At 64.9% G+C, this 17773-nt stretch carries 16 protein-coding genes; 6 read left to right on the top strand and 10 right to left on the bottom strand.

Annotated features, from left to right (window positions below; all coding sequences use genetic code 11):
• Positions 1–57 precede the first annotated feature (57 nt).
• The gene (locus HNQ71_RS05920) at positions 58–357 is read right to left on the bottom strand and encodes a TFIIB-type zinc ribbon-containing protein (protein WP_184871609.1); all 300 of its coding nucleotides are present in this window, start codon (positions 355–357) and stop codon (positions 58–60) included.
• A gap of 165 nt (positions 358–522) precedes the next feature.
• Positions 523–1512 (bottom strand): zinc-dependent alcohol dehydrogenase family protein, encoded by a 990-nt coding sequence (locus HNQ71_RS05915; RefSeq protein ID WP_184871608.1) that lies wholly within the window; start codon positions 1510–1512, stop codon positions 523–525.
• A 101-nt stretch (positions 1513–1613) separates the two neighbouring features.
• Here HNQ71_RS05915 and HNQ71_RS05910 point away from each other — a divergent pair, with 101 nt between their 5' ends.
• Entirely contained in the window at positions 1614–2516 is a 903-nt protein-coding gene (locus HNQ71_RS05910) for a LysR family transcriptional regulator (protein ID WP_184871607.1), read from the top strand.
• Positions 2517–2589: 73 nt separating this feature from the next.
• Here HNQ71_RS05910 and HNQ71_RS05905 read toward each other — a convergent pair whose 3' ends face one another.
• The 8 genes from HNQ71_RS05905 to HNQ71_RS05870 all read right to left on the bottom strand — a co-directional run bounded on the left by HNQ71_RS05905 (position 2590) and on the right by HNQ71_RS05870 (position 11639).
• Entirely contained in the window at positions 2590–3759 is a 1170-nt protein-coding gene (locus HNQ71_RS05905) for a substrate-binding protein (protein WP_184871606.1), read from the bottom strand.
• A 41-nt stretch (positions 3760–3800) separates the two neighbouring features.
• A complete protein-coding gene (locus HNQ71_RS05900) occupies positions 3801–4502 on the bottom strand; it encodes an ABC transporter ATP-binding protein (RefSeq protein WP_184871605.1) in 702 nt (233 codons plus the stop codon).
• A 2-nt stretch (positions 4503–4504) separates the two neighbouring features.
• Complete coding sequence (locus HNQ71_RS05895) at positions 4505–5209, bottom strand: ATP-binding cassette domain-containing protein (protein WP_184871604.1); 705 nt, start codon at positions 5207–5209, stop codon at positions 4505–4507.
• Positions 5206–6192 (bottom strand): branched-chain amino acid ABC transporter permease, encoded by a 987-nt coding sequence (locus tag HNQ71_RS05890; RefSeq protein WP_184871603.1) that lies wholly within the window; start codon positions 6190–6192, stop codon positions 5206–5208. Before HNQ71_RS05890 ends, HNQ71_RS05895 begins: the two co-directional genes overlap by 4 nt.
• The gene (urtB, locus tag HNQ71_RS05885; protein ID WP_184871602.1) at positions 6189–7046 is read right to left on the bottom strand and encodes an urea ABC transporter permease subunit UrtB; all 858 of its coding nucleotides are present in this window, start codon (positions 7044–7046) and stop codon (positions 6189–6191) included. Before urtB ends, HNQ71_RS05890 begins: the two co-directional genes overlap by 4 nt.
• 4 nt (positions 7047–7050) lie before the next feature.
• Positions 7051–8172 carry a class II histone deacetylase gene (locus HNQ71_RS05880; RefSeq protein ID WP_184871601.1) on the bottom strand — a complete coding sequence of 374 codons (1122 nt, stop codon included), beginning with the start codon at positions 8170–8172 and terminating at the stop codon, positions 7051–7053.
• A gap of 83 nt (positions 8173–8255) precedes the next feature.
• Positions 8256–10970 (bottom strand): winged helix-turn-helix domain-containing protein, encoded by a 2715-nt coding sequence (locus HNQ71_RS05875; RefSeq protein WP_184871600.1) that lies wholly within the window; start codon positions 10968–10970, stop codon positions 8256–8258.
• Positions 10971–11639: a GNAT family N-acetyltransferase gene (locus HNQ71_RS05870; protein WP_246461208.1), complete on the bottom strand. Its 669-nt coding sequence runs from the start codon at positions 11637–11639 to the stop codon at positions 10971–10973.
• Between the two features lie 181 nt (positions 11640–11820).
• Between HNQ71_RS05870 and HNQ71_RS05865 the strand changes: the two genes are divergently transcribed.
• From HNQ71_RS05865 to HNQ71_RS05845, 5 genes are all read left to right on the top strand, one after another.
• Positions 11821–13122 (top strand): ArgE/DapE family deacylase, encoded by a 1302-nt coding sequence (locus HNQ71_RS05865; RefSeq protein ID WP_184871598.1) that lies wholly within the window; start codon positions 11821–11823, stop codon positions 13120–13122.
• Positions 13119–14177 carry a phosphotransferase gene (locus HNQ71_RS05860; protein WP_184871597.1) on the top strand — a complete coding sequence of 353 codons (1059 nt, stop codon included), beginning with the start codon at positions 13119–13121 and terminating at the stop codon, positions 14175–14177. Before HNQ71_RS05865 ends, HNQ71_RS05860 begins: the two co-directional genes overlap by 4 nt.
• Positions 14178–15494 (top strand): aspartate aminotransferase family protein, encoded by a 1317-nt coding sequence (locus HNQ71_RS05855; RefSeq protein ID WP_184871596.1) that lies wholly within the window; start codon positions 14178–14180, stop codon positions 15492–15494.
• A 16-nt stretch (positions 15495–15510) separates the two neighbouring features.
• A complete protein-coding gene (locus HNQ71_RS05850) occupies positions 15511–16167 on the top strand; it encodes a GntR family transcriptional regulator (protein ID WP_184871595.1) in 657 nt (218 codons plus the stop codon).
• A 187-nt stretch (positions 16168–16354) separates the two neighbouring features.
• Positions 16355–17761 (top strand): FAD-binding oxidoreductase, encoded by a 1407-nt coding sequence (locus tag HNQ71_RS05845; protein WP_184871594.1) that lies wholly within the window; start codon positions 16355–16357, stop codon positions 17759–17761.
• Positions 17762–17773 lie beyond the last annotated feature (12 nt).

The following is a 17773-nucleotide window of genomic DNA, read 5'->3' as shown; positions in this document are numbered from 1 at the left end:
CGATGTGGTTTCGGAATTTTTCAGCAAACGCCGGCCCGGATGCCGGGCATCATGCGGTCAATCGAACAATTCTTCGAAGAATGATTTCTTCCGCTTCGGATAGCGGTGGCCTTGCGAGCGGGAATAATCGTCATCGCGCCCTTGGCCATGTTGCGGCTGGGAGAATGCTGCCGGCTGTGGCTGTTGCACAGGCGCAGCGTCCCTGCCGGAACGCTCGATGATCTTGTCGAGTTCGCCGCGATCAAGCCACACGCCGCGGCACTGCGGACAATAATCGATCTCGATCCCCTGGCGTTCGCTCATCACGAGCGCGATGCGGCAGGAGGGGCAAACCAAACCAAGGAGGGAAGATGTCATGAGGGGCTCCAAACCAAAAAGAATGAGCCCGCTTGACCGAAAAGAATAGAAACGGGCCCGTTACAGCGGTCCGACATCACAATCGCCAAAGAAGCGACAGTCAGAGGGGCCCGGCCCGCACAAGGCAGTTAGGAATGCAGAGGCGCGCCTTCAAGGGATTGTTGCTTAAACCGTCACCACAATCTTTCCGAACTGCCGGTTCGATTCCAGATAGCGATGCGCCTCGACGACCTGCTCGAACGGGAAAGTTCTGTCGATGATCGGCCTCAGCGCGCCGGTCTCCAGGCCTTCGAGGATGAACGCTTTGGCCGCTTCCAGCTTCGCCGGGTTGCCGGTGATCTCGTGGACGAGATAACCGCGCAGCGTCAGCGTCTTGGCCAGCACGGCAAACAACGGGAACGGCGTCGGCTCCGGGCTGAGGCCACCATACTCGATGAGAATGCCACCCCGCGACATCGCCGCCGCCAGCGGCTCGAAGATCGGGCCGCCGATCGCATCGAACACGACGCGCACGCCTTGCGGCCCGGCGATTTTATCGAGCCGTGCGGCCAGATCCTCCTCCGTCACCGCCACGACATAAGCTGCACCGGCATCGAGCAGGGCCTGCTTCTTGGCCGATGTCCGCGTCACCGCAATCGCGGTCGCGCCAATCCTGTTGGCGATCTGGATCGCGGCAAGCCCGACACTGCTCGATGCGGCGGTGATGACGACGAAATCTCCGCTGTGCAGCCTGGCGATATCGATCAGCGCGCCATAGGCGGTGAGGTATTGCATCCAGACCGCCGCCGCCATTGGCCAGTCGAGCGAGGGCGGGTGCTTGACGACGAGCCCGACGGGATAGGTGGCGAGCTCGCCATAGGCGGGCCAGCGGATCATCGATTGCGGCGGGATGACACTGACACTGTCGCCTGGCGCGAAGTTATTCACGCCTTCGCCCACCGCCTCGATGATACCAGCCGCTTCGAGGCCTAGCCCCGAAGGGAGCGTCGGCGTCTCGATATAGGCACCCGCGCGCAACAACGCCTCGGCGCGATTGAGGCCGAGCGCCTTGACGCGGATTTGAACTTCGCCCGAACCCGGTCGGGGAAGCTCGACGTCCTCGATGCGCAGGACTTCGGGGCCACCATGCTCGTGGAAGCGAACAAGACGTGCCATTCGGGTGACTCCAAATTATCTGAACCGAATGAGCTATGCAGGCAAGATTCTCGGCAATAAATGGCTATAAGGCAGAACAGTAGAAACCAGGAGTTCCGAATATGGATCGACTTGAGAGCATGGCCGTGTTCGTCAGGGCCGTCGACGTCGGCTCGTTCGCGGCCGCGGCAATCGCGCTCGATCTGTCCGGGCCGATGGTCGGCAAGCATGTCCGGTTTCTCGAGGAACGGCTGGGCGTGCGGCTGCTCAACCGGACCACGCGCCGGCAGAGCCTGACCGACTTCGGACGCGCCTATTATGAACGCTGCCGGGTGGTGCTGGCCGAGGCCGAAGCCGCCGATGCGCTCGCCGCCGACCAGTTTTCCGAACCGCGAGGCAAACTGCGCGTCACCATGCCGGCGCATTTCGGACGCCACTGCGTGACACCCATATTGCTGCGGCTGGCGCGGCAATATCCGATGCTGGAACTGGAACTGTCGCTCAGCGACCGCTTCGCCGACCTTGCCGAGGACGGCTACGATCTTGCCATCCGCACCGGCGCCTTGGACGACAAGGCAGGGGTGATCGCGCGTCGTGTCGCGCGCCAGGGCATGCTCGTCTGCGCAGCACCCTCCTATCTCCAACGCCACGGCGAACCACGGCGGATCGAGGATCTCGCGGACCATCAGGCCATCGTCTACCGCCGGCTCGGCCAGGTCGTTCAGCCGTGGCTGTTCTTGCACGAGGGGCTAGCCGTGCAGGAGATCATGCCGACCGGCCGGCTGAGGCTCGACGATCTCGATGCCATCGCCGATGCCGCTGCCGAAGGCATGGGCCTTGCCTGGTTGCCCTATTGGCTGGTGCGCGAGCGCATTCAGGCTGGCGCGCTGGTGGCGCTGCTGCCGGATCAGCCGCGATACCTCTACGACTGTCACGCGCTTTGGCTGCAGACGCCGCATCTGCCGTTGAAGGTACGGCTGGCCGTCGATGCACTGGCGGCCGCTTTGCCGAAATCGATGGCCTGATCGCAGGCGTCGTCGTCGGACGTCCGCGCGACTCAGGCCACCTTGCGGTGCCTGAGCCGGGCAGCTTGGTTCGCTATATCTTGCAGTAGGGCGTCACCGGCGCGATGACGCCGAAATCCTTGGCGATCTCGTAACTGATGCCGTCTGCCGCCGCCTTGCCGACATAGGAATGGCAGAGCGTGTGGTTGTTGGTGGCGTCGACGCGGATCTTGCCTTGCGGCGCGTCGAACTCGATCGATGGCAGCGCCGCCAGCACATCGTCGTCCTTCAGCGATCCGGCCTTTTCGGCGGCCAGCGCGTAGAGATGCAGGCCGTTGTAACCGGCCTCGCCGATGCCGTTGACCATCTTCTCCTGGCCGAACTTTTCGCGGAAGCTCGAGATGAACTTCTTGTTGACCGGATTGTCGAGCGCCATCCAGTAGGGCTGCGGCGCGTAGGTTCCGGCCGCCACGCCGGCCGGCAGCGCGTCCTTGTTGAAGACCTCGTCGAGCGGCGCGATCAGCGGCTGCTTGATGTCGAAGCTGCGATACTGCTTGAGCTGGGTGACGGCGTCGTTGCCGACCACCATCGACCAGACGACATCGGGCTTCAGCGACTTGATCTTCTGGAAGGCCGGACCGAAATCTGTGGTGCCGAACGGATAGTAATCGGCGCCGATGATCTTGCCGCCGGCCTTCTCGTAGGCCGCGGTGATCGCCTCGGTCATCTTCTGCGGCCAGGCGTAGTCGGAGGCCATGACATAGATCGTCTTGCCGAGGTTCTCGGCCACCCAAGGCATCATCGGGTCGACCTGCTGCATCGGGATCGGGCCGGTGGCGACGAAGTAGCGGTTGCATTCGCCGCCTTCGAAATTGGTCGGGTAGAAGAACAGCTTCTTGGCTTTCGAGGTGACGGACAGCGTCGCACTGCGCTCGGGCGAGATGATCGTGCCCATGATCACGTCGACCTTGTCTTCGTTGATGAGCTTGCGTGCCTTGTCGATCGCGCCCTTGGTCGTGGTCTGGTTGTCCTCGATGAACAATTCGACCTGGCGGCCGCCAATGCCGTTGGCGGCGTTGAGTTCGGCAGCCGCCAGCTTGTAGCAATTAAGCAGCGTCTCGCCGAGGATCGCCTGCAATCCGGTGATCGGGATCGACAGGCCGACCTTGACGGTGTCGGCGGCGCGCAGGATCGACGGCGCGCCGACCATGGCGAAGGCGGCCGCGGCGCCGCCCGATTTCAGAACAGTTCTTCTGCTTATCATTTTTGTGTTCCCTTCCAGTCCAGGCGCGCCCCATGCACGCCTTACAAAGCCAACAAATCCTTCAGCAGCGTCTCGTCGGCGAACGCCTCCGGCGCGCCTTCGTGCACGATCCTGCCCTTCTCCATCACCAGGCAGCGGTCCGCCGCCTTGAGCACGAGATCGAGATTCTGCTCGACGAGAACGATCGCGATGCCGCGCTCGCGCGCGATGCGAGGCACCAGCTCGGCGATCGACTGCACGATGTTCGGCTGGATGCCTTCCGAGGGTTCGTCGAGCAGCAGCACCGATGGCAGGCCGCACAGTGCGCGGCCGATCGCCAGCATCTGCTGCTGGCCACCCGAAAGCGTGCCGGCGACCTGCGCTTCGCGCTCACGCAGGATCGGGAAATAGCCGAAGATGTCAGTCGGTATGCCGCCATCGCCACGCCCCTTGGCGGCGCGTGTGCCGACGTCCAGGTTCTGCCGCACGGTCAGCTGGTTGAAAATGCCGCGTCCCTGCGGCACATGCGCGATGCCTGCCCGCGCGCGCCGGAAGGCCGGCGCATTGGTGAGGTCCTGGTCGCCGAGAAGCATGGCGCCGCCGCTCGCCCGCAAGGCTCCGGCGATGACGCGCAGCAGCGTCGTCTTGCCGGCGCCGTTGCGGCCGAGCAGGCCGACGACTTCGCCCGGCGCGACGCTGAGGTCGATGCCGTTCAGCACCGGGAGCAGGCCGTAGCCGGCCGAGATCGCCATTGTCCGCAGCATCGTCAGCGCCTCCCCAGATAGACGTCGCGGACCAATTCGTCGGTCTCGATGTCGTGGAAAGGACCGCTGCGCAGCCGGCGCCCCTGATGCAGCACCAGCGTCTCGCAGTTCAGCGCCCGCACGAAGCGGATGTCATGTTCGACCGCGACGATCGAGAATTCGCCCTTGAGCCGCAGCAGCATCTCGGCGGTCGCCAGCGTCTCCTGCGGCGTCATGCCGGCGGTCGGCTCGTCGAGCAGCAGCAGCCTTGGCTCGATCGCCAGGGCCATGCCGATCTCCAGCCATTGCTTCTGGCCGTGCGCGAGTTCGCCGGCCAGCGTGGCGGCACAGTTGCCGAGCGCGACCAGTTCCAGCAACTCGGCGAGCGGCCGGACCGGTGCCGGCGCCCCCCACCGTGCCACCTTCAGATTGTCCTCCACCGACAGGCTGGGGAAGACCGACGGGATCTGGAACTTGCGGGCGATGCCGAGCCGGGCGATGCGGTGCAGCGGCAGGCCGGCGATGTCGTGGCCGAGGAAGCGCACGCTGCCGCTGGTCGGGCGAAGCGTGCCGGTCAGCACGTTGAGGAAGGTGCTCTTGCCGGCGCCGTTCGGCCCGATGATGCAGCAAAGCTCCTTATCGCGCACGGTGAGATCAAGCGATTCCAGCGCCTGCAGGCCGCCAAAGCGGATGCCGACATTTTCGGCCTGGAGCAGCACGTCGCTCATTGCGCGCGCCTCCGGCCTTTGAACAGGACCTTCAGCCGCGCGTAGATCGACAGGATGCCGTCCGGCAAGACGAAGACGATGACGACGAAGACGCAGCCGAGCAGCAGCGGCCACAGGCTCGGGTTGAAGCTGCTGATCGTCTGCTGCGCCCGCTGGATGAAGATGGCGCCGAGCACCGGACCAAGCAACGTGCCGCGCCCGCCGACCGCCACCCAGACGATGACTTCCGTCGACAGAAGCAGCCCCGAAAGGTCCGGCGCCACCAACCCGGCCATGCAGACATAGAGGGCGCCGGCAAGCCCGGCGATGGCCGCCGACACGACGAACGTGACGAGCAGCCGCAACGGCGCGTGGTGGCCAAGCGCGGCCGCCCGGACTTCATTGTCCTGGATGGCGGTGAGCACCGTGCCCCAGCGCCCGCGGCTGATCGACCACAGCGCCAGCACGGCCACCGCGACGATGGCCGAGACAAAGATGTAGGAGGGCAGATCCTGGCTGAGATCGACATGCAGCCCGCCGACATCGAACTCGATCGGCGGGATGCCGATCAGGCCGCTGTCGCCGCCGGTGACCGAACTCCAGGAGACCGCGGCCTGCTGGCAGATGACGCCCATGGCCAGCGTGACGATGGTGAAATAGCTGCCACGGATGCCGCCGAAGAACAGGAAGTAGCCGATGATGGCGGCGACCAAGGCCGCGCCGGTCACCGCGCCGATGATACCAAGCAGGCTTGCGAATGGGATGGCGTCATTGAGCGTGACCAGTGCCATGATGTAGCCGCCAATGCCGAAAAAAGCGGCGTGGCCGAAACACAGAATGCCGGTGCGACCCCAGAAGAAGTCGAGGCTCGCCGCGAACAGGCCGAAGATCAGTGCGTCGCGGATCACCGTCAGCTGATAGCCATCGGCAATGAACGGATAGACGACTGCGAGCGCCACGCAGACCGCGAAGATCAGCAGCCAGTTGCGGTCCCGGGCGATCATCGCGATGCCCCGTTGAAAAGGCCGTTGGGCCGCAGCCGCACGGCGACGATGGCCGCGAGCAGCACGATCGCTTGCGCCAGCGATGGCGATATCTGGTAGTTCAGGACACTCGTCAGGCCGCCGACGAAGACACTGCCGGCGACAAGGCCGCCGATCGAACCGACGCCGCCGACGATGACGACGAAGAAGGCGTTGGCGAGATAGTTCACTCCCATCTGCGGCAGCACGATCGCCAGCGGCGCGACCAGCCCGCCGGCGAGCCCCGCGATCGCCGCGCCAAAGGTGAAGGCGATGGCATAGGTACGCCGCGTGTTGATGCCGACGCCCTCGGCCATCTCGCGGTTCTGGATGACGGTGCGGATGTCGAGGCCGAACGATGTTCGGCTGATGAGTAGCACGACGCCGAGCAGGGTCAGCGCGGCAATAGCGATCAGGATCAGCCGGTAGGCCGGATAGACGGTGAAGAAGAGGTCGAGCGTGCCTTCGATCGGCGGCGACACCGGCTTGGCGCCGAGACCGAAGGTCAGCTCCAGCCCTTGCTGCAGAATCAGGCTGACGCCCCAGGTGGCGAGCACGGTCGAGACAGGCCGCGAATAGAGATGGCGGATGATGGCGAATTCGAGGATGCAGCCGACAACCGCGCCGGCGATCGGTGCGGCGGCCAGCCCCAGCCAGAACGAACCGCCGATGCTCTGGACGAAATAGACCGCGAAGGCGCCGACGGTGACGAACTCGCCATGCGCGAGGTTGGTCACGTTCATCAGGCCGAAGCTGATCGCCAGGCCGAGCCCCACAAGCATCAGGATGCTGATCAGCGTCAGCGCATTGAGGAGCGTGGTGACGACAAAATCCATCGCGTCAGGCCGCACTGGCGAGGCGTTGGCGCAGGCCGGCAAGCAGGCCTTCGGCGGCATCGATCACTTCAGCCTGATGCGGCTGCAAGTCCTGGCCTGCCCATTCGTCGATATGGTCCGACAGCGGGTCGACCACTTCGGTGCGATGGTTGGCCAGCGTCTCGATGACGGCATGGCCGCAGAACGGCACATAACCTTCGGAATAGCCGCCTTCATGGCTCATGATCAGGCGTCCGTTCGATGTCTCGGCGGCCAGCGCCACCATGCGTGCGGCAAGGCGCCGGAAGCATTCGCTGTTGAGCATCATGCGACCGAGCGGATCGAAACCCGATGCGTCGAAGCCGGAAGCGACGATGACGAGGTCCGGCTTGTAGGCGCGCAGGGCAGGGGCGATGACGCGATCGAAGGTCGATTCATAAGCGCCGGTGCCGCTGCCGGCCGGCAGCGGGATGTTGATGTTATAGCCTTCGCCGGCGCCCTTGCCGTTGTCGACCAGCGCGCCGCGTCCGGTCGGATAGAGGTTGTCCTGGTGCACGGAAATGGTCAGTACCGATGGGTCGGAATAGAACACCGTCTCGGTGCCGTTGCCGTGATGCACGTCCCAGTCGACCACCGCCGCGCGGCCAAGCAGGCCTTCATGCTGCAGCCGGCGCACGGAGACGCCGATGTTGGAGAACAGGCAATTGCCCAACGCCTGGTCTGGCTCGGCATGGTGCCCTGGCGGCCGCGCCAGCGCATAGGCGTTGTCGACCCGACCGGTCAGCACGGCGCGCATGGCAGCATAGGTGGTACCAGCCGACAGCAAGGCGATGTCGAAACTGTTGAGGCCGATCGGCGCCTGCGGCCCGGCGAAGCCGGAACCCCGTTCGCTGAGCATGCGGATATCGTCGACGTGGCGTTGGGTATGCACGCGCAGCAGGTCCTCGACCGAAACCGGCTCTGGAATGATCGGCACGAGGTGGCGCGACAGGCCGCTGACCTGGATCAAATTGTTCAGCCGACGCTTCGAGCCGGGGGATTCCAGATGCCGGCCGGGTTCCACGAAACGGCCGGGAGGCATCATGTCGGCGCTGGAGCCGGTGTCATGCCACATCAGCTGTTCGTGAAAAACGTAACCTGTCGCCATCCGCAGCGTCCTCTAAAAACCTGGTGACGCTAACAGGCTTGCATCGGCGTGGCCCGACCCGAAAGAGGGGTTGCGCCTGTTATCTATGCCCCTCCTTTCGGAGGGGTACGGAGGTTTGCCGACCCTTGCGCGGCGCGCACGGCCTGGACCCGGTTGCTCACCGCCAGCTTGCCGAAAATGTTTTTCAGATGCCACTTCACCGTGGTTTCGCTGACCGACAGCGCAACCGCGATATCGCGGTTGGACATGCCCTCCGTCAGGCAGCGCAGCAGCTCGGCCTCGCGCTGGGTGAGGTGTTCCTTCTCTGCGGCTGGCTGGGCCGGCCTGCGCGTCGCCACAGGCACCATCTGCGCGGCATCGATGATGCGCGTGGCATAGGCTGAGAGTGCCGGTTCGGTCTTTGCCTGGGCCGCACGCAGCCGCATCAACCCTTCGACAACGGGCTTTCCCTCATCGACGAAGGAGCGGATGAAGCCAGAGGGGTGGGCAAGGCGCAGCGCTTCGAGCAGATAGCGGTCGGCCTCGCGCTGGTCCTGGCCAGCACACTTGGCGCGCTGGATCAGCGCCAGGATATGGCGGCGCATACGCCCCCCGCTTTTCGTGCGCTCCAGAAGCACGTCGAAGACCCGCGCTGCATCGGCATAGGATTTCTCCGCCGTCAGCAAGCGGCCCTCGGCGAAGAACTCGAATTCGTTGGCGACCGTGGGAGTGGTCTCAGGCCGTCCGCGGCGATGCTCGTTCAGCAGGGCGCGCGCCTCGGCGCCGCGGTTCTGGTCGAGCAGCAGCCTGACGCGATCATGCACGAGCACCGAAGCGAGACGACGGTACACGGAGCCGCGCAGGCGCTGGTAGACCCGCTCCAGCATATCGAGTGCAGCCTCCGTGCGCCCGGTCAGTTGCAGCACGCGGGCATAGGTCGGCACGCTGGCGAGCGGATAGACGATGACCGCCGCTCCTTCGATCAGCGGCCCGAGATTCTCCACCAAGGTCAGCGCTTCGCCCGAAGCATTGGTCTCATAGGCAAGTTCGGCAAGCAGCGTGCCGGCCAGCGCTTCGGCGTAGGAATTCGGACCGATCCGTGCCCTGGCCTCGGCGATTGCGTCACGCAGCAGCCGTTCGGCGGCGGGCAGGCGGCCGGCCGAGCGTTCGATAACAGCCATATAGCAATTGGCGATGGTGACGCCGAGCAGGCTGCCGCTTCGCTCATGCGCCTTGCGCGCCGCGTCCACCGCCGCGCGCGCGCCGTCGAGGTCGCCCAGCGCATAGAGATTGTAGCCGATGACATTGGCCGTCGCGCCTTCCATGAACCAGGCGTCGGGCGCGATGACGCGCAGGGCCGCCAGTGCGGTATCGCGCGCCTCCTCGAATTGCTCCAGCGTGCTGTGGACGGCGGCGGCGAGCACCACCAGCTCCGCATCGATCGCGGTGCCGGTCAAAGTGCCCGGATCCTTGCCGTCGGCCGGCCCGGTTTCGACCAGCTTGCGCGCATTGGTCAGCGTCTGTTGGGCAAGCTCGGGTTGGCTGCTGTGCACAGCCAGCCACAGCACGATCAACTGCAGCCGGATGCGCTGGTCGATCAGCTTTTTGGGCAACAGCGCCAGCAACTGGCGCACATAGAGAAGCTGGCATTGGGCGATGAGGTCGAGCGCGTTGTTCTCGACGAACACCGCCGCGCGGGCCTGGTCGCCGGCCGTGAGCGCATGGCCGATCGCTTCAGTCAGCATCTTGCGTTCGCCGAACCATTCGGCGGCCGCCAGGTGCAGCGGCGCGATCATCTCCGGTTCGCGCCGTTCCATCTCGCGGCTGAGGAAGTCGCGGAACAGATGATGATAGCGGAACCAGCGGCGCTCCTCGTCGAGCGGCACCAGGAACAGATTGCGCGTCTCGATTTCGGTGATCGCCGCCTCGGCATCCGGCGCCCGCATCACCGCCCGGCAGGCCTCGGCGCTGAAGCGTTCGAAGATCGAACTGTAGAGTAGGAACTTCGCGATCGCTGGCGGCAGTTCGAGAAACACTTCTCCCATCAGGAAGTCGGCGACGTTGCGGTTGGCGCCGGTGAAATTGCCGATGACGGTTTCGGGCGCGTGCGCGGCACTGAGCGACAGCGAGGCGAGCTGCAGGCCGGCGGCCCAGCCTTCGGTCCGTGAACACAAGGTCTCCACGGTGCCGCTGCTGACGCTCAAGCCGAGCTTCTCGTTGAAGAAGGCCTCGGCTTCGGAGGAGGCGAAGCGCAGATCGTCGGGGCCGATTTCGCAGACGTCGCCCAGCACCCTGAGCTTGCCGAGCTGCAGGTCGGGCAGGCTGCGCGAACCGATGACGAAGGCGACATTGGCCGGCGCCTGCCGGGTCAGGCGCTCCATGAACCGCTTCACCGCCGGCGCCTCGATGGCGTGGTAGTCGTCGAAGAACAAGGTGATGTCGGCCTCGCGCGCCGCCAACCCCGCCACCAGCGCGGCGAGAACGACGTCAAGCTGCGGTATCGGGCTCGACTGGAAGGCAAGGTCGAGTTCCGCCGGGCTCTGCACGAGATGGCGCAGCGCCCCCACCAGATGCGACAGGAAGGCGCCTTCGTCATTATCGGTCGCCTCGCAGGACAGCCACGCGGTCAGCCGGCCGAGGCGCGCGGCTTCCGCGGCCCATTGCGCCATCGTCGTCGATTTGCCGAAGCCAGCCGGCGCGGCGAACAGCACGATGCGCGTATCGATATGGCGCTTCAGCGTCGACAGGATGGTCTCTCGGCGGACCCATCGGCGGTGATGCGGCGACGCGTGCGGGGTGGGTTGCGGAGCTGTTCTCATCTAGGCTCGCGCAACCTGTCGGTTCTCCGGATGGCAGCTGCTCCACTCCGCTTCGATCAGCGGAATCTGCGGCGCGGCATTGCGCGGCAAGGTGCCCTTTATCCGGGGATCGTCGACGATCTCAAAACCGGACGCGAACGGCACAAATCCGCAGGCGCCGTAGAAGCCTATCACGCTGTGATGATCGAAGCTGCTTGTATGCAGCCAGACACGGCTTGGTTTCAGGCGCCATGCCTGCTCGAGCGCGCCGGCCATCAGACGCTTGCCGAAACCGCGGCCGGTCAGGGACGGGATCAGGCCGAAATAGGTGATCTCGATCTCGTTGCTGTCGGCGGCGAAGAATTCGACCATGCCGAGATGCGCGCCGCTTTCATCATGGCCGTAGTAGAGATGCTGACGCGGATCGGCGAAGTGATCCATTATCTCGGCGTCGGACATTTCAGACACGCGGTCCCACAGCCAGGGCGCGCCGATCTCGAGGAAGATCGCCCGATAGGAGGCGCAGTCGGGCGTCGTGATCCGGGTCATAGCCAGGGGTTGCGCGAGGTCGGGCTGCGGAGCACGCGCCTCCATCCACGTCACCGCATTGGCGAGCTTGCCCGCCGGCAGGCGCCGGTAGCCAATGGCGAGATCGGTGATTTCGGCCGGCATCGTATCTTCGGAGATCAACGCATTCCTCTTCATCTCTGCCCGTTAGCAGTATCGGCTTGCGGCCGCTGATGCCAACACCCACGAATGGTCTGACAAGATGCTGTTGGGCTTGGATCGGATTTTTGGCGCCGCTGCCCCTTGCATTTCACAGAAATGGCATATGAGATATGATACACCATTCGGATGAAAGTGAAATATGATGCCTGATCGGATTGCGGACGAGGCTATTCTCAGCGCGGTCGACGACGGCTTCGCGCGACAGGTCGCGTTCCTGGCCGATCTCGTGCGCTTTCCCTCCCAGCGCGGCGATGAGCATGCTGCGCAATCCTTCATGGCGGCTGCCTATGAGGTCAACGGCTATGCGGTCGACATGTGGAGCGTCGATGTCGACGCGATTCGCGACCTTCCGGGTTTTTCACCGGTGGCGGTGTCCTATGACGACGCCTTCAATGTCGTTGCCAGCCATACGCCGAGAAACGCGACCGGCCGCTCGCTGATCCTCAACGGCCATATCGATGTCGTGCCGACGGGACCGCTCGACCGCTGGGCGCGCGATCCCTACGATCCGGCGATCGAGGACGGCTGGATGCATGGCCGCGGCGCTGGCGACATGAAGGCTGGCCTGTCCGCCTGCCTCTATGCGCTGACCGCATTGCGCAGCCTCGGCTATCAGCCGGCGGCGAACGTGTTCCTCCAGTCGGTGGTCGAGGAAGAGTGCACCGGCAATGGCGCGCTCGCCTGCCTGCAGCGCGGCTATCGCGCCGATGCCGCCTTCATCCCCGAGCCGTTGGAGCCGAGGCTGATGCGGGCGCAGGTCGGGCCGATTTGGTTCAGGGTCGAGGTCGACGGCGATCCGCAGCACGCGTCGGGCGCTTTTTCCGCCGGCGCCAATGCCATCGAAAAGGCATTTGTCATCATCCAGGCGCTGAAGCAGCTCGAAATCGTCTGGAACGCGCGCAAGGTCGATGACCCGCATTTTTGCGACCATCCGCACCCGATCCGCTTCAATCTCGGCAAGATCGAAGGCGGCGAATGGACGTCGAGCGTTCCGGCGCGCTGTATCTTCGAGATGCGGGTCGCGACCTATCCCAGTCAGAGGCTTGAGGACGCCAGGGCAGAGCTTGAGGCGTGCATCGCCGATGCGGCCCGCGCCGATCCGTTCCTGGCCAACCGCCCGCCGCGGCTCACCTACAACGGCTTCATGGCCGAGGGCTATGTGCTGGAGGGCGCCGACGAGATGGAAGCCGTTTTGCGCCGCAGCCATACCGCTGTCTGGGGCGAGCCGCTAAAGGAACACGTCACCTCGGCGACCACCGATGCACGTTTCTTTGGCCTCTATGCCGACACGCCGGCGATCGTCTACGGCCCGATCTGCCGCATGCCGCACGGCTATGACGAGGCCGTCGACCTGGACTCGGTGCGCAAGGTCACCCAGACCATCGCGCTGTTCATCGCCGACTGGTGCGGCCTTGAGCCCGTCGATCCCGAGGCGAGGCCATGAACGCGGCTGTGCCCGATGCTTTCGGCGAAACACTCGCCGAGGACGCGCCCGACGTTTCGACGGCCGACGCGCTTGCCATCCTGCGCCGGTACTACGGCCTGAGCGGAACCGCGCGCCCGTTGCCTGGTGAGCGCGACCACAACTTCCACATACAGACGGACGGCGAGGGCGAATTCGTCCTGAAAATCTCCCATCCGGCGGAAGAGGTGGCATTCACCGACTTCCAGAACAAGGCGCTCGATCACATCCTTGCGGTCGACCCGACCTTGCCGGTTCCTTCGCTGCGCAAAAGCCTGCAAGGTGAGGCGCAATTCACAGTCAGTGTAGGCGGATCGGCGCCACGCATCGTCCGGCTGGTCACCTATCTGCCCGGCCAATTGCTGTCGCGGTCGCCTGCATCACCGGCGCAAGATCGCAATCTCGGCATCTTCCTCGCCCGCCTTGGCCGCGCACTGCGCGGCTTCTTCCATCCTGCGGCGGGCAGCGACCTGCTTTGGGATATCCGCAAGGTCGCCAAGACGCGGCCGATGCTGGCGCATATCGCCGACGCTGGCCGGCGGGCCATGGTCGAGCGTGCGATCAACGCCTTCGAGCAGCATGCGGCGCCGGTCATCCCGAAACTGCGCGCCCAGATCGTCCACAATGACATGAACTCCTACAATGTGGTGATGGACGCGTCGCGGCCGGAGATCGTGAGCGGCATTCTCGACTTTGGCGACATGATCCACTCGCCGTTGATCTGCGATCTCGCCATCGGCGCCGTCTACCGCTGGCCGGCGGAAGGCCATCCACTGGCGCCGGCTGCGCGCTTCGTTGCCGGCTATCAATCGGTGCAGCCGCTCGAAGCTGAAGAGCTAGAAATCCTCTTTGATCTGATCCGTGCCCGGCTTGCGCTCATCGCCAACATCGCCAGCTGGCAGGCCGAGCGCTTCCCGGCCAAGCGCGACTATGTCCTGCGCCTCGCCACCGAGGTCTGGGCTTCGCTCGAACGGCTGGACGGCCTGTCGTCCGCTGATGCCGGCCGCTATTTTCTCGACCATTCCAATCCGGAGTAGATGCCCGTGTCCCAGTCCTCGCCTGCAAATGCCCTTGCCGATGCCGGCGCCTCGGCGCAAGAGCGCGCGTTGCTCGAGCGCCGCGCCAGGCTGCTTGGCCCGACCTACCGCGCCTTCTACCGCAACCCGATCCATCTGGTGCGCGGCAGCGGCGTCTGGCTCTATGACGCCCAGGGCCGAAAATTCCTCGACGCCTACAACAATGTCGCCTCGGTCGGCCACTGCCATCCGCGTGTCGTCGAGGCCCTGTCGGGGCAGGCCGCAACACTGAACACGCACACACGCTATCTCAGCGAGATCATCCTCGACTACGCCGAGAAATTGCTCGGCACCTGTCTGCCCCATCTCGGCCATGCCATGTTCACCTGCACCGGCAGCGAGGCCAATGACCTTGCCATCCGCATCGCCCAGCATTCCAGCGGCGGCACCGGGGTGATCATCACCGACTTCGCCTATCACGGCGCGACGATCGCGACCGCACAATTGTCGCCGGCCGCGGTCGGGGTGAAAGCGGTGCCCGCGCAGCACCGCACTGTCGCAGCGCCGGACACGTTCCGCGATCATGGCCGCGCCGCGCGCGATTTCGCGAAAAATGTCGCCGCCGCCATCGAGGACATGCGCGCGCAAAATATCCGTCCGGCCGCACTGCTTCTCGACTCGGCGTTTTCCAGCGACGGCATCTTTTTTCCCGATGCTGCGGTGATGCGCGAGGCGGCGGATCACGTAAAAAAGGCGGGCGGCATCGTCATCGCCGATGAGGTCCAATCCGGCTTCGGCCGGCTCGGCCAGGGCATGTGGGGCTTCGCCAATTATGGCATCGAGCCTGACATCATCACGATGGGCAAGCCGATCGGCGACGGTCATCCGATGGGAGCGGTGATCGTGCGGCCACAGCTTGTCGCCTCCTTCGGCTCGAACACCGGCTACTTCAACACCTTCGGCGGCAACCCGGTCGCGGCCGCTGTCGGCATTGCCGTTCTCGAGGTGATCGAGGACGAGGGGCTGATCGAGAATGCACGCATGGTCGGAGCCTATACGGCCGACCTGCTGTGCACGCTGAAGGGCAGGCACGGCATCGTCGCCGACGTCAGGCACAACGGGCTCTATTTCGGTGTCGAGTTGACGGCGGAGGGCGACGAGGCCTTGGCCGCCACCAAGACATCGGCGGTCGTCGAAGCCATGCGTGAGGACGGCGTGCTGATCTCCTCCTGCGGTCCGCGCGGCAATGTGCTCAAGATCAGGCCGCCGCTGCCCTTTGCCAGGGACAATGCCGAACAGCTGGCCGAGACGCTCGATCGCGCACTGTCGAACTGGTGACCGGAGCGAGCCGCGCATGCTGAAGCTTGAACATCAAACCCTGAACGACCGCGCCTATGGCGCGCTCAAGCAGGAATTGATTTCCGGTGGCTTCAGCCCAGGCCAGACACTGGTCATCCGCAAGCTCGCCGAGACGTTCGGCATATCGACGACACCCATTCGCGAGGCGCTGCAAAGGCTGGTTGCCGAGCGGCTGCTCGAGATGCAGAACAACCGTTCGGTCATCGTGCCCTTGCTGTCCGCGCCCGCCTTCGAGGAACTGACGCGCATCCGCATCGCGGTCGAGGGTCTGGCGGGCGAGATGGCGGCGTCGCGGATGACCGAAAGCGGGCTGGTCGACATCCACGTCACGCTGGCCGGCATGCAGCACGCCATCGAGGAGGGCGACGCCAAGGCCTATCTCACGCTGAACGAAGGCTTCCACTTCGCCATCTACCAGCATGCCGGCGCGCCGATCCTTCTGAATATGATTCGCGACCTCTGGGGACGGGTCGGGCCGTATCTCAAGCTGCTGATGCAGGCCGATCGCTACGTTCCGCAGTCGAACGATGCGCATCGCAAGATCGTCGCCGCGCTGGAGCAGCGCAGTGGTCCTGCCGTTCGGACTTTCATCGAGCAAGACATCGCTGTGGCGGCCGCTGTTCTGTCGGCAAACCTTGGCTCGGCCAGGTGACGGTCCGCCTATCTCGTATCGTCCAACCGGTCGCGCAGCATGCTCCAGCCGAGCAGCATGTTGGGTGCGTGCCGGAACAGGAACAGGATCTGCGCCGCCAGGCCGTGAGAACCATATCGTTTGCACGGGCAAGGGTTTGACCGGCAGGCGATCACGAATAGGATTGGCCCATCAACAGGATTGGCCAATGTCGCCTGAAACTGAGAAACTTCTATCTGCTCTCGGCGGCCGGCTGGGCGCGGTCGGTGTGCTCGCCGGTTCCGATGTGGACCAGCGCTATCGCGACGATCCCGATGGCAAGCTCGGCGCATTGCCCGAAGCGGTGCTGCGTCCGCGCGACACCGAGGGTGTCGCTGCCGCGCTGGCCGCATGCAACGATCTCGGCCAGCCAGTTGTCGTGCAGGGCGGACGCACCGGGCTGACCGGCGCCGCGCGCGTGCAGCCGGGCGAAATCGTGCTGTCGCTGGAGCGGATGACCGGTCTCGATGCGCCGGATCGCCAGGCTGCCAGCATCGTCGCCGAGGCGGGCGCAACGCTGCAGGCGGTGCAGGAGGCGGCCGACGGCGCGAGTCTGATGTTCGGCGTCGATATGGGCGCACGCGGCTCGGCGACGGTTGGCGGCAATGTCGCCACCAATGCAGGCGGCATCCGCGTGCTGCGTTACGGCATGTACCGGGCGCAGGTTCTGGGGTTGGAGGCGGTGCTTGCCGATGGCACCGTACTGACATCGCTGAAGGGACTGCCCAAGGACAATTCCGGCTATGACCTCAGCCAGCTCTTCATCGGCACGGAAGGGACGCTTGGCGTCGTCACACGCGCGGCGCTCAGGCTGCATCCGAAGCCGGTGTCCGAGGTAAACGCCTTCTGCGCGCTGTCGTCGCTCGATGCGGCGATCGCCCTGCTTGGGCTGCTGCGGCAGAAGCTCGGCCCACTCTTGTCCGCCTATGAGGTCAACTTCGCGCCGCTCTATGACACGATGGTCGCCAGCATGGACATGCCGGCGCCGCTGCCGGCGGGTTCGTCCGTCTACGTGCTGGCCGAGATCCAGGGCAGCGAGCCCGAACGCGACGGCGAGCGCTTTGCCGAAGTGCTGATGCAAGCGGTCGAAGACGGTGTCATTGACGATGTGGTCGTCGCGCAGTCGCCGCGCGAAGTCCGGGCGCTGTGGGCCGTGCGCGAGGACGCCAATCGCGTCCTGTTTTCGATCAAAGGTCTGGTCGGCGTCGACATCGGCATCCCGCTGGCGCGGATGGGAATTTTCCTGCGGGAAGCGGACGCTGCCATCCACGCCGTCGATCCCGGCGCCGACATCTATGTCTTCGGCCATCTCGGTGACGGCAATCTGCACTACCAGGTCCGCACTGTGGATCCGGCGGCGGCATACGATATCGTCTATCGCGGCGTGGCGGCAGCCGGCGGCGGCGTTTCGGCCGAACATGGCATCGGCCTCGACAAGAAGAAGTGGCTGCATCTGGTCCGCAGCGATGCCGAGATCGCCACCATGCGGCGGCGGAAGGCAGCCCTTGACCCCAGAAACATCCTCAATCCGGGGCGGGTCTTCGACCTGATTCCGCCTGCCTTCGCAAAATCATAGCGGCCAGCCTGT

Source organism: Mesorhizobium sangaii, assembly GCF_014207355.1.
Taxonomy (GTDB): domain Bacteria; phylum Pseudomonadota; class Alphaproteobacteria; order Rhizobiales; family Rhizobiaceae; genus Mesorhizobium; species Mesorhizobium sangaii.
Note: the sequence above shows the minus strand (reverse complement) of the source record. Positions and strands in the feature narration are given on the sequence as shown.

Coding starts and splice junctions, on each gene's coding strand:
- HNQ71_RS05920 (WP_184871609.1), bottom strand. CDS start 357: ATGACATCTTCCCTCCTTGGTTTGGTTTGCCCCTCCTGCCGCATCGCG.
- HNQ71_RS05915 (WP_184871608.1), bottom strand. CDS start 1,512: ATGGCACGTCTTGTTCGCTTCCACGAGCATGGTGGCCCCGAAGTCCTG.
- HNQ71_RS05910 (WP_184871607.1), top strand. CDS start 1,614: ATGGATCGACTTGAGAGCATGGCCGTGTTCGTCAGGGCCGTCGACGTC.
- HNQ71_RS05905 (WP_184871606.1), bottom strand. CDS start 3,759: ATGATAAGCAGAAGAACTGTTCTGAAATCGGGCGGCGCCGCGGCCGCC.
- HNQ71_RS05900 (WP_184871605.1), bottom strand. CDS start 4,502: ATGCTGCGGACAATGGCGATCTCGGCCGGCTACGGCCTGCTCCCGGTG.
- HNQ71_RS05895 (WP_184871604.1), bottom strand. CDS start 5,209: ATGAGCGACGTGCTGCTCCAGGCCGAAAATGTCGGCATCCGCTTTGGC.
- HNQ71_RS05890 (WP_184871603.1), bottom strand. CDS start 6,192: ATGATCGCCCGGGACCGCAACTGGCTGCTGATCTTCGCGGTCTGCGTG.
- urtB (WP_184871602.1), bottom strand. CDS start 7,046: ATGGATTTTGTCGTCACCACGCTCCTCAATGCGCTGACGCTGATCAGC.
- HNQ71_RS05880 (WP_184871601.1), bottom strand. CDS start 8,172: ATGGCGACAGGTTACGTTTTTCACGAACAGCTGATGTGGCATGACACC.
- HNQ71_RS05875 (WP_184871600.1), bottom strand. CDS start 10,970: ATGAGAACAGCTCCGCAACCCACCCCGCACGCGTCGCCGCATCACCGC.
- HNQ71_RS05865 (WP_184871598.1), top strand. CDS start 11,821: ATGCCTGATCGGATTGCGGACGAGGCTATTCTCAGCGCGGTCGACGAC.
- HNQ71_RS05860 (WP_184871597.1), top strand. CDS start 13,119: ATGAACGCGGCTGTGCCCGATGCTTTCGGCGAAACACTCGCCGAGGAC.
- HNQ71_RS05855 (WP_184871596.1), top strand. CDS start 14,178: ATGCCCGTGTCCCAGTCCTCGCCTGCAAATGCCCTTGCCGATGCCGGC.
- HNQ71_RS05850 (WP_184871595.1), top strand. CDS start 15,511: ATGCTGAAGCTTGAACATCAAACCCTGAACGACCGCGCCTATGGCGCG.
- HNQ71_RS05845 (WP_184871594.1), top strand. CDS start 16,355: ATGTCGCCTGAAACTGAGAAACTTCTATCTGCTCTCGGCGGCCGGCTG.